Source organism: Polaromonas sp. P1_F2, from assembly GCF_056405735.1.
This window is the reverse complement of the sequence record NZ_JBFUBN010000003.1, coordinates 418,630-432,382: the sequence shown is the minus strand read 5'-3', so window position 1 is coordinate 432,382 and position 13,753 is coordinate 418,630. Positions and strand designations below refer to the sequence as shown.

13 protein-coding genes and 1 tRNA gene are annotated in these 13,753 nt (G+C 64.5%); 7 read left to right on the top strand and 7 right to left on the bottom strand.

The features are described from left to right. Nucleotides 1-34 precede the first annotated feature (34 nt). Nucleotides 35-2,011: a dynamin family protein gene (locus AC1D0O_RS09015; protein ID WP_477653190.1), complete on the bottom strand. Its 1,977-nt coding sequence runs from the start codon at nucleotides 2,009-2,011 to the stop codon at nucleotides 35-37. Nucleotides 2,012-2,089: 78 nt separating this feature from the next. Then, on the bottom strand, nucleotides 2,090-2,905 hold the full coding sequence (mutM, locus tag AC1D0O_RS09010; protein ID WP_477653189.1) for a bifunctional DNA-formamidopyrimidine glycosylase/DNA-(apurinic or apyrimidinic site) lyase: 816 nt from the start codon (nucleotides 2,903-2,905) through the stop codon (nucleotides 2,090-2,092). A 136-nt stretch (nucleotides 2,906-3,041) separates the two neighbouring features. Here mutM and AC1D0O_RS09005 point away from each other — a divergent pair, with 136 nt between their 5' ends. The 7 genes from AC1D0O_RS09005 to pth all read left to right on the top strand — a co-directional run bounded on the left by AC1D0O_RS09005 (nucleotide 3,042) and on the right by pth (nucleotide 9,275). Further along, nucleotides 3,042-4,832 (top strand): tetratricopeptide repeat protein, encoded by a 1,791-nt coding sequence (locus tag AC1D0O_RS09005; protein WP_477653188.1) that lies wholly within the window; start codon nucleotides 3,042-3,044, stop codon nucleotides 4,830-4,832. Between the two features lie 15 nt (nucleotides 4,833-4,847). Further along, the gene (locus AC1D0O_RS09000; RefSeq protein WP_477653187.1) at nucleotides 4,848-5,369 is read left to right on the top strand and encodes an outer membrane lipoprotein LolB; all 522 of its coding nucleotides are present in this window, start codon (nucleotides 4,848-4,850) and stop codon (nucleotides 5,367-5,369) included. Between the two features lie 36 nt (nucleotides 5,370-5,405). Continuing rightward, a complete protein-coding gene (ispE, locus tag AC1D0O_RS08995) occupies nucleotides 5,406-6,326 on the top strand; it encodes a 4-(cytidine 5'-diphospho)-2-C-methyl-D-erythritol kinase (protein ID WP_477653186.1) in 921 nt (306 codons plus the stop codon). An 85-nt stretch (nucleotides 6,327-6,411) separates the two neighbouring features. Continuing rightward, nucleotides 6,412-6,488, top strand: a tRNA-Gln gene (locus AC1D0O_RS08990). A 231-nt stretch (nucleotides 6,489-6,719) separates the two neighbouring features. After that, nucleotides 6,720-7,694 carry a ribose-phosphate pyrophosphokinase gene (locus AC1D0O_RS08985; protein WP_477653185.1) on the top strand — a complete coding sequence of 325 codons (975 nt, stop codon included), beginning with the start codon at nucleotides 6,720-6,722 and terminating at the stop codon, nucleotides 7,692-7,694. 112 nt (nucleotides 7,695-7,806) lie between these two features. Beyond that, on the top strand, nucleotides 7,807-8,502 hold the full coding sequence (locus tag AC1D0O_RS08980; RefSeq protein WP_477653184.1) for a 50S ribosomal protein L25/general stress protein Ctc: 696 nt from the start codon (nucleotides 7,807-7,809) through the stop codon (nucleotides 8,500-8,502). Between the two features lie 149 nt (nucleotides 8,503-8,651). Next, complete coding sequence (pth, locus tag AC1D0O_RS08975; RefSeq protein WP_477653183.1) at nucleotides 8,652-9,275, top strand: aminoacyl-tRNA hydrolase; 624 nt, start codon at nucleotides 8,652-8,654, stop codon at nucleotides 9,273-9,275. Nucleotides 9,276-9,286: 11 nt separating this feature from the next. Here pth and AC1D0O_RS08970 read toward each other — a convergent pair whose 3' ends face one another. From AC1D0O_RS08970 to AC1D0O_RS08950, 5 genes are all read right to left on the bottom strand, one after another. Continuing rightward, complete coding sequence (locus AC1D0O_RS08970) at nucleotides 9,287-9,556, bottom strand: YfhL family 4Fe-4S dicluster ferredoxin (protein ID WP_477653182.1); 270 nt, start codon at nucleotides 9,554-9,556, stop codon at nucleotides 9,287-9,289. 2 nt (nucleotides 9,557-9,558) lie between these two features. Continuing rightward, complete coding sequence (gene coaD, locus AC1D0O_RS08965) at nucleotides 9,559-10,059, bottom strand: pantetheine-phosphate adenylyltransferase (protein WP_477653181.1); 501 nt, start codon at nucleotides 10,057-10,059, stop codon at nucleotides 9,559-9,561. A 90-nt stretch (nucleotides 10,060-10,149) separates the two neighbouring features. After that, nucleotides 10,150-10,803 carry a 16S rRNA (guanine(966)-N(2))-methyltransferase RsmD gene (rsmD, locus tag AC1D0O_RS08960; protein WP_477653180.1) on the bottom strand — a complete coding sequence of 218 codons (654 nt, stop codon included), beginning with the start codon at nucleotides 10,801-10,803 and terminating at the stop codon, nucleotides 10,150-10,152. Continuing rightward, the gene (locus AC1D0O_RS08955; protein ID WP_477653179.1) at nucleotides 10,800-12,224 is read right to left on the bottom strand and encodes a M16 family metallopeptidase; all 1,425 of its coding nucleotides are present in this window, start codon (nucleotides 12,222-12,224) and stop codon (nucleotides 10,800-10,802) included. The genes rsmD and AC1D0O_RS08955 overlap by 4 nt, the downstream gene beginning before the upstream one ends. Beyond that, complete coding sequence (locus AC1D0O_RS08950) at nucleotides 12,211-13,707, bottom strand: M16 family metallopeptidase (RefSeq protein ID WP_477653178.1); 1,497 nt, start codon at nucleotides 13,705-13,707, stop codon at nucleotides 12,211-12,213. The genes AC1D0O_RS08955 and AC1D0O_RS08950 overlap by 14 nt, the downstream gene beginning before the upstream one ends. Nucleotides 13,708-13,753 lie beyond the last annotated feature (46 nt).

The following is a 13,753-nucleotide window of genomic DNA, read 5'->3' as shown; positions in this document are numbered from 1 at the left end:
GGCGCTGGATGGCTGACTGGCCTGCCGGCAAGGCTCAGGCTGCCTCGGGAACAGCCGCGTTCTGGGCGGCTGCGGCGGCCTGCGCCTTGTCTTGCGCAGAAGTGCCACCCATCAGGTGGGCGGTCAGCTCGGTGAGCTTGTTGTCCAGCTCGTTGAGCACGCCTTCCTGCTCGTCGATCTCGGCGATGCGCTCGTCCAGGCCCGATGCCGCCTGCTGGATGCGCTCAATGGCCTCCAGCCTGCGTCCGAAATTGCGGCGACGCTCGCGCAGCTGGGCATCCAGCTGCGAGGCTGCCGACTTGTTCCAGAGCTCAACCTCGCCGAGGGCCGTCTCATAAACCACGCGCAGGCGCGTGGCCAGCGCGCGCACCAGGCGCTCGGAAAAGTCCGCCTGGGACAGTTTGATCACATTGCTCAGCCCCAGATACTGCAGGTGGCTGCGCTCTATCAGTTCGAGGTCGTGTTCGTAGCGGATCAGTTCCGGCTCTTTGGGCGCCTGCAGCGAGAAACTGAATTCGGCATTGAGCTGGCGGAAGGACGCGGTCAGCATGGACTGGATCTCGCCGCTCAGGATCTGGGATTTCTGCAGGCCCTCGCGCAGGCGAGAGAAGGTCTGCCCGTAGGCTTTTTTGACGCCCAGCTTGATGCCCGGCTGCTTCAGCGCCTGCGTGAGCTCCGCCAATTCGGCCTTGAGGGTCGGCGTACTGAGCAGGTTGAACAGGTCGCGCAGCATCTTGAGGTGGACCGAACGCACCGCGTGGATCTTCGAGCCGCTGGTATCGAATTCGGCTTGTTCCTGCTCGATGCGGCTGCGCATGTGTTTGATCACCGACACGTTTTTGCCGCGCAGGCCGCGCAGTTCGATCATCTGCTCGGCCAGGTCGCGCCGGCGTATGTGCATAGCCCGTCCGGCTTCCGTGCGGAGTTCGCCGATGCCGGCGGCCACCGCCGAGCGCAGGATTTTCTGACGTTGGCCCATCACGCCCTGGCCCAGCGCGAGCTCGAGCGCCGGAAGGTGGCTGGCTTCCAGCAAGGCCTTGTCGCGGGTCACCTTGGCTACCAGGCCCTTCTGGGCCGAGACGGGGATGACCTGGGACTCCGGCAGGCCGAGGATTTCGGCCGAGGTCGCGCGTTGCCGGTCGATCTGCGCCTTGATCTGCTCGGGCGTGCTCAGCGCGTCCCAGAGCGTGTCTATCTTGTTGAGCACCACCAGGCGCGCGTCGCTGCCCTCGCCCTCGGTGATCAGGTGCTCACGCCAGATGGCCAGGTCGGACTTGGTGACTCCGGTGTCGGCGGCCAAGATGAACACCACGGCATGTGCCTGCGGGATCAGGCTCACCGTCAGCTCGGGCTCAGCGCCTATGGCGTTCAGGCCCGGCGTGTCGAGGATCACCAAGCCCTGCTTGAGCAGCGGATGAGCGATGTTGATGAGGGCATGGCGCCACTTGGGCACTTCGATCAGGCCGTCGGGGCCGGCCAGCGGGTTGTCGTCCGGGCTGTTGTCGTGCCAGAAGCCGAGCGCGCGGGCTTCGTCCTTGGTGACATGGCGCACTTCGGCGACTTTTTCCAGGGCTTGCGCCAGCTGGGCCGGGTCGTTGACGTCCAGGTCCAGCCGGGTCCACTTTTCGGGGGCCGAGCGCCACTCCATCAGCGCCTGTTTCTGCAAACGCGTCTCGATGGGCAGCAAGCGCAGGCAGGGCGGCACGTCCGCGTCGTAGCCGAGCTCGGTCGGGCACATGGTGGTGCGGCCGGCGCTTGCCGGCATGATGCGGCGGCCGTAGCCGGCAAAAAAGATCGCGTTGATCAGCTCAGACTTGCCGCGCGAGAATTCCGCCACAAAAGCCACCATGACCTTGTCGGAACGCACCTGGGACTCCAGCCGCTGCAAACGCTCCTCGACGGCAGCGTCGAGCAGGTCATGGTCTTTCATCCACTCAGCAAGCAGCTTTAGGCGAAGCGCAAATTCACGCCGCCACTGGCCATGCTGGTCAAATTGTTCGTTAAAAGACATCGGTCTTCCGTTAAGTGTGATCGGTCAATATAGCATCGCCGCCCCGAAAGGCCTATTGGCGCCTCTACGTATCCGGGTTCAAGGTTTCTGGCAGGTCGCGCAATAAAAAGTCGAGCGCTGGCCCTGGCGGATGCTTTTGACGGGCGCGGCGCACACCCGGCAAGGCTGGCCGGCCCGGTCGTAGACCATGGCTTCGAGCTGGAAATAGCCCGATTCGCCCCAGGCATTCGAGAAATCCCGCAAGGTGCTGCCGCCCTTTGTAACAGCCTGCGCCAGCACCTGGCGAATGGCCGCGTGCAGCAGCGCCGCGCGCGGCTTGCTGATGCGGCTGGCCCGCGTGGTGGGCCGTATGCCCGCCAGGAACAAGGCCTCGGAGGCGTAAATATTGCCGACGCCCACCACCGCCTCACCGCCCAGCAGGACTTGTTTGATGGGCGCTTGCCGCAGTTTGAGCGCCTGGTGAAAGCCGGCCGCGTCAAACGCGTCGCTGAGCGGCTCCACGCCCAGGCGGCCGAGCAACTTTTGCGCAGCCGGGGTGTTTTCGCCGCCGGCATAGACCACCGCACCAAAACGGCGCGGGTCGTTAAGCCTCAGGGTTCCCAGGCTGGTCACCATGTCGAAGTGGTCGTGCTTGCCAGGCGCGGGAAGGCCGGTGCCAAAACTCACGCTGCCGGACATGCCCAGGTGGATCATCAACAGGCCGTCGCTCAAGTCCACCAACAGGTATTTGCCGCGCCGGCGAACCGCGAGCACCTGCCGGCCGACCAGCTGGCGCGGCTGGCAGCCCAAGGGCCAGCGCAGGGGTTTGCCCATTTCGACCCGCTCGATGCGCGCGCCCGCGATGCGGTCCGCAAAACTCAGGCGGGTGACTTCGACTTCCGGCAGTTCAGGCATAGGGATGGCAGTTAGGGGCGCCGGTCAGCTGGCGCAGGGGACGGTTCACGGCAGCACGCAAGGCCGGCCACAAAAGCTTTCAAGGCGGCAGGGTAAAGCGGGAGCGCGACCCGGAAGCATCAATTATCATGGTTCGATGAAGAAAAAATCTGGCCTTGCCGGCCTTGCCGGCCTTGCCCTCAGCGGCCTGTGGTTTGTCGTACCCCTGGCCCTGGCGCAGACCGACGAGCCGGTTTCCGCCGCGCCCGCCACACTGGTCGAAGCCAAGGCCGCGCAGGAATCCACCCCGTCCTCGCTTCTGGACAGCGCCCTGTTTTACCAACTGCTGGTCGGTGAAATGACCCTGCAGGACGGCGAGCCCGCCGCCGGCTTCGCACTCATGCTGGATGCCGCCCGGAAAACCGGCGACGCCCAGCTTTACCAGCGCGCCACTGACATCGCCCTGCAGTCGCGCTCGGGCGACGCCGCCCTGCAGTCGGCCCGGGCCTGGAAGCAGGACCAACCCACCTCGCGCGAAGCCAACCGTTACGTGCTGCAGATCCTGGTGGCGCTCAACCGGATTGCCGACACGGTGGAGCCGTTGCAAACCGAAATCAAACTGGCCCCGGATATGGAGCGGCCGTCCGTCCTGGCGGCTGTGCCGCGCGTGTATGCCCGCGCAACAGACAAAAAACTGGCCAGCACCGTGGTGGAAGAGGCCCTGGCTGACTACCTGGGCAATCCCGCCACCGCGGGCGCCGCCTGGACCACCGTCGCGCGCATGCGCCTGGCCGCGGGCGATGCCAGCGGCGCGCTTGCCGCAGCCCGGCGCGGCCAGGCCACCGCCCCGCGCGCCGAAGGCCCGGCGCTGGTGGCGCTTGAATTGATGGACCCCAAGCTGCCCGAAGCCGAAACCGTGGTCCGCAATTATTTCGAAGGCAACCCCAAAGCCATGCCTGAAATCAGGATGGGTTATGCCCGGGCGCTGCTGGACGCCCAGCGTTATGCCGAGGCCTCCGCCCAGTTGCAGGTCGTGACGCGCGACAAGCCCGACCTCCCTGAAGGCTGGTTGGTGCTGGGTTCCCTGCAGTTGCAGGACAACCAGCTGGCGCAGGCGCAAAGCTCGCTGGAGCGCTATGTCGGCCTGGCGCAGCAACAGACTGCCGAAGGCGAACGCAACCGCGGCCTGGCCCAGGCTTATTTGTCTCTCTCGCAAATTGCGGAAAAACGCAAGGATTACGCCGCGGCGGAAAGCTGGCTGGCCAAGATTGACAACGCCTCCGACCTGGCGCTGGCGCAGACCCGTCGCGCTTCCATCCTGGCCAGCCAGGGCAAGCTCGACGAGGGCCGCCAGCTGATCCGCAAGCTGCCCGAGCGCAACCCGGCCGAGGCCAGGGTCAAACTCAATGCGGAAGTGTCCCTGCTGCGCGAGTTCAAGCAGTACCAGTTGGCCCACAAGGTGTTGGCCGAGGCGCTGGTGAAGGCGCCGGAAGAAACCGAGTTGATTTACGACCAGGCCATGATGGCCGAAAAGCTGGGCAAGCTCGATGAGATGGAAAGCCTGCTGCGCAAGGTCATCCAGCTCAAGCCCGATTACCACCACGCCTACAACGCCCTGGGCTACTCGCTGGCCGATCGCAGCGTGCGGCTGCCCGAGGCGCGCGAGTTGATCCGCAAGGCGCTGGAATTTGCCCCCGCCGACCCGTTTATCCGGGACAGCCTGGGCTGGGTGGAATTCCGCTTGGGCAACAAGGCAGAAGCCGCGCAGATCTTCGAGGCGGCCTACAAGGCCAAACCCGATGCGGAGATCGCCGCGCATTTCGGCGAAGTGCTATGGGCCATGGGCCAGCGCGACCGCGCCATTGCCATCTGGAAAGAAGGCCGATTGCTCAATCCCGAGAACGAAACGCTGCAGGAAACGCTCAAGCGCCTGCGCGTGAAGCTGTAAGCCGGGACATCCATCTTGCCGCTCACCCTCCATATGCGCCTGGCCCGGCTGGCCCTTGTTTTTGCAACCCTCTTCACCGTGTTTTTCGTTGCCGGCTGCGCGCAGATGCCCAGGGCAACAGCCCAGGATGGGCTGAAAAACGATTTCTGGACTGGTCGCATCAGCCTGCAGGTGCAGAGCGAGCCGGCGCAGTCTTTTTCAGCCAGCTTCGAACTCAAAGGCCGGGCCGACCGCGGTGAACTCACGCTGATCAGTCCCTTGGGCAATGTGCTGGGCGTGCTGCGCTGGTCGCCCGGCGAAGCGGTACTGGACTCGGGCGGCGGCAAAGTCCAGCGTTTTGCCTCCGTCGACGAACTGATGGCCCAGGCCACGGGCGCTGCCGTGCCGATAGATGCGCTGTTTGCCTGGCTGCGCGGCGACAATGCCGCTGCCGCCGGTTGGTCAGCCGACCTTTCGCGCCACCAGGAAGGCCGCATTTCGGCCAAAAGGACCCAACCGGCACCGCAGGCCGACCTGCGTGTCGTGCTTGACCAGTAATTACTCCGCCGCCCTGCCCGGCCTTCGCTCTTTTTCATGACCTCCATCGCTCCCGCCTCAGGCACCGTGCCGCCGCTCAAGGCCCTGTATGACGTGCCGGCACCCGCCAAGCTCAATCTTTTTCTGCACATTACCGGCCGCCGGCCGGACGGCTACCACCTGCTGCAGTCCGTTTTCATGCTGATCGACTGGTGCGACACCCTGCACTTTGAGTTGCGCACAGATGGCCGGATCAGCCGGGAGGACCTGGAAACGGACGGCCACGCGGTAGAAGCTTTGCCCGCGGACGACCTTGCGGTGCGGGCCGCCCGGGCATTGCAAGCCGCCTGCGGCACCTCGCTGGGCGTGCACATCGGCCTGCAAAAGCGGATTCCTTCACAGGCCGGCATGGGCGGCGGCTCATCGGATGCGGCCAGTTGCCTGCTGGCCCTGCAGCGGCTGTGGGGCGTGCGCCTGCCGCCGCAGGAACTGCGCGCCCTGGCACTTTCGCTGGGCGCCGACGTGCCTTTCTTCCTCTCGGGCGGCCATGCCTGGGTGGAGGGCATAGGCGAAAAAAACACGCCGCTGGCCTTGCCGTCGGCTCGTTTCCTGGTGGTCAAACCGGCGGCCGGGCTCCCCACGCAAGGTATTTTCAGCGCGCCCGGGCTCAAACGCGACACAGAAACTGCTACAATCCAAGGCTTTGCTGCAAATGCTGAAGGCCAGTCGAAATCGTTTGATTTCGGATTCGGCCGCAACGACTTGCAGCCGGTAGCGCAGGAGATGTGCCCGCAGATTGGCCAATCGCTCGATTGGCTGAAAAGCAGACATCTTCAAGGGCGCATGACCGGCTCCGGAAGTGCTGTATTTGCGCAACTGCCGCATGAAATGGATTTGCCGGACACCTCAGGATTGCCTGAGGGCTGGAAAGTCCGAAAATGCGGTAATTTGGAGGCGCATCCCTTGGCCGGTTGGTAAAATAACCGCTCTCGAAATGTGTTTCCAAGCGACCATAAATGAATAAGTTATAGGTCTGTTGTTGGCAACAACAACTGTCCTGTGTAGGGGTGTCGCCAAGCTGGTTAAGGCACCGGATTTTGATTCCGGCATTCGCAGGTTCGAATCCTTCCACCCCTGCCAAATTTAAGACTGAGGGCCACAGCCTCGGTGTTGCGGACCCGCCCGGCGCGGGCCCGCATGACTCCTGACAGACCCGCATGATGTGTATCAGCGGGTCTGTGTGTTTTTGGAAACACGGCAGGCAAGCGGCGCTCACTGCCAAGCCCCGTTGCTACGTGTTGTCCCCGTGCGTATTTTGCTTCGATCAGAAATTTCAGCCACGTTCAAGTCCTTGTAGCAGCTGGGCCCCACATGCAAACGCACCATCCCGACTTCATGGTTTTTACCGGCAATGCCAACCCGAGCATGGCCCTTGAGATCTCCCAGCACCTGGGCATTTCGCTGGGTGCGGCCCATGTGGGTCGTTTTTCGGATGGTGAGGTCACCGTAGAGATTCAGCAGAACGTGCGGGCTCGCGATGTGTTTGTGGTTCAGTCGACCTGCGCGCCGACCAACGACAACCTGATGGAATTGCTCATCATGGTCGACGCGCTGAAGCGGGCTTCGGCCGAGCGCATCGCCGCGGTGATCCCGTATTTCGGCTATGCGCGGCAAGACCGCCGTCCGCGTTCGGCGCGTGTGCCCATCACGGCCAAGGTGGTGGCCAACATGCTGCAGGCCGTGGGCGTGTCGCGTGTCTTGACGATGGACCTGCACGCCGACCAGATCCAGGGCTTTTTCGACATCCCGGTCGACAACATTTATGCGTCGCCGGTGCTGCTGGGCGATTTGCGCCAGAAGAATTACGCCGACCTGATGGTCGTTTCGCCCGACGTGGGCGGTGTGGTGCGCGCCCGGGCGCTGGCCAAGCAGCTGGGCTGCGACATGGCCATCATCGACAAACGCCGCCCCAAGGCGAACGTGTCGGAAGTGATGCACGTGATCGGCGATATCGAAGGCCGCAACTGCGTGATCATGGACGACATGATCGACACGGCCGGCACGCTGGTCAAGGCGGCCGAGGTGCTCAAGGAGCGCGGCGCCAAGAAGGTTTACGCGTATTGCACGCACCCGATTTTTTCGGGCCCGGCCATAGACCGCATCGCCAAGGGCGACGCGCTTGATGAAGTGGTGATCACCAACACCATTCCGCTGAGCCCCAATGCAGAAGGCTGCAAGAAGATTCGCCAGCTCTCCGTGGCGCCGCTGATCGCTGAGACCATACAGCGCATCGCCAAGGGAGAGTCGGTCATGAGTTTGTTTTCGGACCAGGACAACCTGTTCTGACCTGAAACAAAAAGCGGCTGCACGGCCCGCGAAGCTTCAGGCTTCACGGAATCCAGGCAGCTTTTTAAAGTCGGGGTGAGCTGGTCGCGGCCTGCCCTTTTTGGAGAAGATTATGAAATTCGTCGCTTTTGAGCGCGCAAAGCAGGGCACGGGTGCGAGCCGCCGTCTCCGCATCACGGGCCGCACGCCCGGTATCGTTTACGGTGGCACCGGTGAACCCACGCTGATCGAACTCGATCACAACGCGTTGTTCCACGCCATCAAGAAAGAAGCGTTCCATGCTTCCATCCTCGAGATGGAACTGGCCGGCAAAGAACAAAAAGTTCTGCTGCGCGACCTGCAAATGCACCCGTACAAGCAGCAGATCCTGCACATCGACTTCCAGCGCGTGGAAGCCAAGACCAAGATGACCGTCAAGGTGCCTGTGCACTACAGCGGTGAAGAAGAGTCGCCGGCCGTCAAGACCGAGAACTGCCTGGTCAACCACGTGATCACCGAGCTGACCGTCTCCTGCTTCCCTGCCGACATCCCCGAATTCATCGCCGTCGACCTGAAGGGCCTGAAGAAAGGTTCGCCGCTGCACGTCAAGGACATCACGCTGCCAAAGGGCGTGAAGTTTGTCGCCAAGGGCCAGGAAAACCCGGTTCTGGTGTCCGTGTCCGCCGTTTCCGACGAAGCCGAGGCCGATGCCGCAGCAGCCGCTGCAGCAGCCGCACCGGTGGACCCGAAAGCCGCCAAGGCCGCCGCCGCCAAGGAAGCCAAAGCCGGCGCCAAGGCTGACGCCGCCAAGCCTGCCGCCAAGAAGTAATTCACTTCACGCGCAGGCCTGAAAAGGCCCACGGCCCTTGTCCTCTTGCGGGACAAGGGCCGTTTTTCTGCCAAGGCGAATCTGAACCGCAAGCCTCCGCAAAACGCCGGGCTATGCGCACCTAGAATCGAGCGGATGGAAATCTCCAAATGATCAAATTGTTCGTCGGTCTGGGCAATCCCGGCCCTGAATACGAAGCCACGCGCCACAACGCCGGTTTCTGGTGGATAGACGCCCTCTCGCGAGAGCTCAAGGCCCCTCTCAGCCTCGACAAGAGTTATCACGGTCAGGTTGCACGTATCACGGTGAACGGCCAGAACGTCTGGCTGCTCAAGCCGCTGACCTTCATGAATGTATCGGGCAAGTCGGTCGCGGCGCTGGCGCGGTTTTTCAAGGTCGCGCCCGAGGAAGTGCTGGTGGCGCACGACGAGATGGACATCGTGCCGGGGCAAGTCAAGCTCAAGTTCGGCGGCAGCCACGCCGGCCACAACGGTCTGCGCGACATCCATGCGCAGCTGGGCACGCCCGACTACTGGCGCCTGCGCATAGGCGTGGGCCACCCCGGCGTCAAGGCGGAAGTGGTCGACTGGGTGCTGAAAAAGCCTTCGGCCGAGCACCGCATCGCCATTGAAGACTGCATCACCCGCTGCCTCAAGGCGGTGCCGGAGCTGCTCAAGGGTGAGATGGAGAAGGCCACGATGATGATTCACACCAGCACGCCGCCGCGGCCCAAGCCGCCGCGCAAGGTCGTCGAGCCCGAATCTGAAGACTGAAGATCAAGCCCTTAACGGGCTGCAATGATGGGAATCACGGCCTGCAGGCGCTGGTATTTTTCCCACAGGGTTTCCCGCGTTTCAATGTGCTGCGGGTTCAGGGGAATGCAGGCCACGGGGCAGACCTGCACGCACTGCGGTTCGTCGAAATGGCCGACGCATTCGGTGCATTTGTGCGGGTCGATCTCGTAGATCTCTTTGCCCAGGTAAATCGCCTGGTTGGGGCATTCAGGCTCGCAAACGTCGCAGTTGATGCATTCGTCGGTGATCATCAAGGCCATGCTCAGCCTCCTTTCACCGACCGGTGCGCGGCCGCGAGGGCCGAGGCCACCGCGGGGCTCACCATCTGGGCGACGTCGCCGCCCAGCTTGCTGATCTCGCGCACCAGCGTGCTGCTGATGCATTGCAGCGGCGCGTCAGGCAGCAAAAACACGGTTTCCACCTGCGGGCGCAGCTTGCGGTTCATGGCCGCCATCTGGGCCTCGTAGTCGAAATCCGTCAGGTTGCGGATGCCGCGCACCACGGCCGAGGCCTTTTGCGCCGCGCAAAAATCCATGATCAGGCCGTCAAAAGGCAGCACGGCCACGCCGGCAATCCCCTGTGTTTCGGCCAGTACCTGCGCCACGCGGGCCTCCAGCGAGAACAGGGTTTTCTTGTGGTGGGCCGCGGCCACGGCGATGACGATCTGGTCAAACAGCCCGGCCGCGCGGCGCACCACGTCGCCATGGCCCAGCGTGAAAGGGTCAAAAGTGCCGGAATAGACAGCGATGCGCGGGGTGGCCATGCTGGAATTATGCCCGCCCCACCGCTGCAACCAGCCGGCTGGCCTCTTGTAACCACGCGGCAGGCAAGGCTGCCGGACTCGTGAACGGTATCAGGCCGCGGGCGCGCCCAGCCCGGCCAGCAGGTGGAAATGCACAGCGCCGGCCTTGCCGTTGCGGTGTAGCTTGAGGCCCAGGGGCAGCAATTCCTCGTCAGTCCAGGCTTTGGGGGATTCCAGGTAGACCAGGCCGGTCGGGCCTATAGCCCGCGCCGCGGCCTGCAGCGCGGATTCGTACAGGGTGGATTCAAAGGGCGGATCCAGCAGCACCAATTGCAGGCTGCCGGGAGAAACGCGCTTGAGCGCACTGAGCCCGTCGCCGCGCTCGATGCGGCACATATCGGCCTTGAGCCTGGCCTGCACCGCCTTCAGCTGCAGCACCAGGGCCGGGTCCTGCTCGCACAGCAGCACGTCGGCGGCGCCGCGCGAGGCGGCCTCAAAACCCAGCGCACCGGTGCCGGCGAACACGTCCATGCAGCGCCAGCCCGTCAGGTCCTGGCCCAGCCAGTTGAACAAGGTTTCGCGCACGCGGTCAGGCGTGGGGCGCAGGCCGGGCTTGCTGGGCACCGGCAGCTTGGTGCGTTTATACAGCCCGCCGATGATGCGGATTTCGCCGGGCGGCACGGTCTTGCGGCCCACCACCTTGCCGCCCTTGGGACGCGGTTTTTTGCCGGCGGGGGTTTCTGTGGGTGCGGGGGTGTATTTCATGGTGCGGCGCCGAGGATAACAGTGACCATTTTCTCAGGCTGCAACTTGCGCGCAAAGGCGGCCTTGATGTCGGCCGCCGTCACCTTGTCCACCTGCTGCGTCCAGGTGTCCAGATAATCCAGCGGCAGCTTGTTCCAGGCGATGCTGGCGATGTTGTCCAGCAGCTTGCGGTTGCTGTCGATGCGCAGCGCGAAGCCGCCTATGAGGTTGTCCTTGGCGGCCTTCAGTTCGGCCTCGGTGGGGCCGTCGGCGACAAAGTCCTTGACCACCTCACGCGCCAGTTTCACCGCCTGGCCGGCCTGGTCGGGCCGTGTCTGCAGGCTCACGGTGAAGCTGCCGGCATGCAGGCCGGGCGAGAAATAGCTGGTAACGCCGTAAGTCAACCCCCGCTTTTCACGCACTTCCCGCGTCAGGCGCGAGACAAACCCGCCGCCGCCCAGGATGTAGTTGCCGATGGTCAGCGCGAAATAATCCGGGTCGGCGCGCTTGAAGCCGGGCTGGCCTATCAGCACATGGGCCTGCGCCGAATCAAAGGGGATGCGCTTTTCCTCGGCCTGGGCCAACGGCGCCACTTCGGCCACCTCCGGCGAGGGCGGCAGGCCGGCGCACGCCACCTGCGGCAGGCGCGACAGCAGGCGCGCCGCGATCGCATCGGCCTGCGCGCGCGTCACGGCGCCCACCATGCTGACGCGCGCGCGGCAAGCCACCACGCCGGCGCTGTAGAAAGCGCGCATGTCGGCCACGCTGATGCGCGCCAGCGTGGCCTCGGTCACTTCGTAGCCGTAGGGGTGAGTGCCGTACACCGCCTTGGCGTAGGCACGGGCGATGACGCTGCCAGGCCGGGTGTAGGACTCCTTGAGCGAAGCCACCATGCGCTCACGTTCACGCTGCCAGATGGCGTTGGGGAAGGACGGCTCCGCGATCTGGCGCGCCGCAAGCGCCACGGCCTTGTCGAGCAGCTCCGGATCAGTCAGTGAGCGCAGCGAAAAACCCAGGCGCTCACCGGTGGCGCTGGCGCCGAACTGCGCCCCCAGGTCGGCCCAGGCCTCACTGAGCGCATTCTCGTCAAGCGCCGGCTCTGAAGCGCACAGCCCCCCGCATATTTCTGGTCCGGACGCATGCACGCCTTTGTCCAGCATGGTCGTGGTCATACTCGCCAGGCCCGCCTGGGCGGCCGGGTCGCGCCGGGTGCCGGCGTCAAAATCGATCTGCACATCCAGCATGGCGATGGCCGGGCTTTCGACCAGATAAACCTGCGCGCCGTTCGCTTGTGTCCATTGCTGGATGGGGATGGCCGCGCCGGCCGTTGCCTGCAGGCACAGGCAAAAAAAGCCGGCAACCCAGAGGGTGAGAGAGCTGCGAGCCCTGTTTGTCGTGGCGATGTTCATGAGGATTCGGGTGTCGGGTTCAGGAGCCGTCATGGCGGATGGGGAGCGCCGGCTTGCGGGGTTTGCGATTGGGATCCACGGGCTGCGGCAGCAAGGTGACCTGGGTCATCTGGTCGTCGCCGAAGTATTTGGCCGCCACCGCCTGCACTTCAGCGGCCGTGACGCGGCGCAGGCCGGCAATCACACGTTCGCTGCCGTCCAGCGGCAAGCCCTGTACCCAGTTGGAACCCAGTTCGCGCGCCTGGCTGAAGACGGAGTCGAGCTTGTAGATCTCGCTGGCCAGCCACTGCGTTTTGACGCGCTTGAGTTCCGCCTCGCTCACGCCTTCCCGCGCGATGAGCGCCACTTCGCGGCGCAGGGCCTCGGCCACCTGCTGGGTGGTCTTGCCGTCCGCGGGAACGCCGTCGAGCACAAAAAGCTGCGGCCCTCGCCCCATCAGGCCATTGGAGGCACCCGCGCCGTCGGACACCCGGTTATCGCCCTGCCCCAGGGCCCGCTCCAGGCGCGCACCGCCATAGCCGTCGAGCACCGCGGCCAGCACGGTCAGTGCCAAAGCGTCGCGGCTACCCGCCGCCGTCGGCGAAACCGGTACGCCGGCGACCGCATCCGCGAGGTCGGCCGGCTCCAGCTTGGGCACCTTGAAAGACATGCCGACGTAAGCCTGGCTCGCCGGGGCCTTGTAGTCGAGGCGGCGCAGGCCGTCCTGCTCTGGCTCATCGCGAGGCTTACGCACGGGCACCGGCCGGGCGGGGATGCCGCCGTAGTATTTCTCGACCAGTTTCCTGACCTGCGCGACTTCCACGTCGCCCGCCACCACCACGGCCGCATTGGCCGGCACATACCAGCGCCGGTGGAAATCGCGCACGTCGGCCGGCGTCATGGCGTCCAGGTCGCTCATCCAGCCGACGACAGGGCGCCGGTAGGGCGAGGTCATGAAGGCCATGGCCGTGCCTTGCTCGTACAACATGGCGCGCGGCGAATCCTCGGTGCGCAGGCGGCGCTCCTCCTTGACCACCTCGATCTCGCGCTTGAACTCTTCATCCGGCCACTGCATGTGGGCAAAGCGGTCGGCCTCCAGCCGCATCACCTCTTCAAGTTTGCCGGCGGGAATCTGCTGGTGGTAACCGGTGCTGTCGCGGCTGGTGAAGGCGTTGTCACGGCCGCCCAGCGCGGCAACCCGCTTGGAAAAATCGCCGGGCTTCACCGTCGGCGTGCCCTTGAACATCATGTGCTCCAGCGCATGGGCCACACCGGAGGTGCCGTCCACCTCGTCCATGGAACCGACCCGCACCCACAGCATGTGCGCTACCGTGGGCGCGCGGTGGTCGGGTTTGACAATCACCGTGAGGCCGTTGGCCAGCGTGAATTTCTCCACCGGCGCCGGGGCGGCGGCCTGCGCAAAGGCGGTGCCCCCCAGGCACAGCGCCAGCAGAAGGGCCGGGGCACGGGGAAAGCGAAAAACAGGGTGGGAAAGGGGTACTGGGGGCGTCAAAAGGGTTTGTCTGGGGTGTTTCATAGAATAGCTGGGTGGCGCCGCACGTTGCCCCGCAATGGTGCAACAG

Bases quoted from the DNA above. Each gene is read 5' to 3' on its own strand.
- pth (WP_477653183.1), top strand. From the start codon at position 8,652: ATGATCAAATTGTTCGTCGGTCTGGGCAATCCCGGCCCTGAATACGAA.
- AC1D0O_RS08980 (WP_477653184.1), top strand. From the start codon at position 7,807: ATGAAATTCGTCGCTTTTGAGCGCGCAAAGCAGGGCACGGGTGCGAGC.
- coaD (WP_477653181.1), bottom strand. From the start codon at position 10,059: ATGGCCACCCCGCGCATCGCTGTCTATTCCGGCACTTTTGACCCTTTC.
- rsmD (WP_477653180.1), bottom strand. From the start codon at position 10,803: ATGAAATACACCCCCGCACCCACAGAAACCCCCGCCGGCAAAAAACCG.
- AC1D0O_RS08955 (WP_477653179.1), bottom strand. From the start codon at position 12,224: ATGACGGCTCCTGAACCCGACACCCGAATCCTCATGAACATCGCCACG.
- AC1D0O_RS08970 (WP_477653182.1), bottom strand. From the start codon at position 9,556: ATGGCCTTGATGATCACCGACGAATGCATCAACTGCGACGTTTGCGAG.
- mutM (WP_477653189.1), bottom strand. From the start codon at position 2,905: ATGCCTGAACTGCCGGAAGTCGAAGTCACCCGCCTGAGTTTTGCGGAC.
- AC1D0O_RS09015 (WP_477653190.1), bottom strand. From the start codon at position 2,011: ATGTCTTTTAACGAACAATTTGACCAGCATGGCCAGTGGCGGCGTGAA.
- AC1D0O_RS08950 (WP_477653178.1), bottom strand. From the start codon at position 13,707: ATGAAACACCCCAGACAAACCCTTTTGACGCCCCCAGTACCCCTTTCC.
- AC1D0O_RS09005 (WP_477653188.1), top strand. From the start codon at position 3,042: ATGAAGAAAAAATCTGGCCTTGCCGGCCTTGCCGGCCTTGCCCTCAGC.
- ispE (WP_477653186.1), top strand. From the start codon at position 5,406: ATGACCTCCATCGCTCCCGCCTCAGGCACCGTGCCGCCGCTCAAGGCC.
- AC1D0O_RS08985 (WP_477653185.1), top strand. From the start codon at position 6,720: ATGCAAACGCACCATCCCGACTTCATGGTTTTTACCGGCAATGCCAAC.